This window comes from Oleiphilus sp. HI0125 (assembly GCF_001635355.1).
Genome location: NZ_LWGF01001190.1, coordinates 1 through 932 on the forward strand (window position 1 = coordinate 1; position 932 = coordinate 932).

1 protein-coding gene is annotated in these 932 nt (G+C 43.6%); it reads right to left on the reverse strand.

The features are described from left to right. Nucleotides 1-932 (reverse strand): class I tRNA ligase family protein (locus A3762_RS20570; RefSeq protein WP_156493636.1); only part of this gene is annotated, 932 nt, incomplete at both ends.

Here is a 932-nt window from a genome sequence, read left to right on the forward strand (position 1 = left end):
TTTACTTGTACAACGATTTGCTGACTTGTTTTTACAAGTGCACTTTCATCGCATAAAGGCCATGGCGCAGTGAGCACGTCGGCGTCATTTCCTAGTTCTTTCCATAGAGTATGACAGATATGCGGTGTAATCGGAGCTAGCAATAATACAGCGGTTTCAAGTGCTTCGTGAGAAACTGCACGGCCTTGCTCACTAACATCAACAAATTTACTAACGCTATTCATCAATTCCATAACAGCTGCGATGGCAGTGTTGAACGTAAGTCTACGGTTTAAATCGTCACTTACTTTTTTGATGGTTTCATGTGTCTTACGACGAACAGCTTTTTGTTCTTCGTTTAATGCATTCTGGTCAAGTTCAACTTTTCCGCCATTGGTCAGGTGGTTGTCGACATTTTTCCATAAACGCTTAAGGAATCGGTTAGCACCTTCTACTGCATTGTCTGACCATTCAAGCGATTGCTCAGGTGGAGCAGCAAACATCATGAACAAACGCACTGTGTCAGCACCGAATTGATCGATGATTGTTTGAGGATCAATACCGTTGTTTTTAGACTTCGACATTTTGCCCATGCCAGCGCTAAGAACTTCAGAGCCGTCTTCTAATTTGACATAGCGTGATACTTTGCCCTTGTCGTCAGTTTCTGCTTTAACGTCTGTTGGCGAAATCCAAATTTTTCCGCCTTGCTCATCTTCTTGATAGAAGCAATCAGCTAGCACCATGCCTTGACAAAGCAAGCGCTTAAACGGCTCATCACTTTCAACGAGACCAACATCACGTAATAGCTTGTGATAGAAACGAGAGTAGAGTAGGTGAAGAATCGCGTGCTCAATACCACCAATGTACTGATCCACAGGTAGCCAGTAGTTTGCTGCACTTGGATCAAGCATTTGATCATCTCTGTTCGGAGAACAATAGCGCGCGTAGTACCA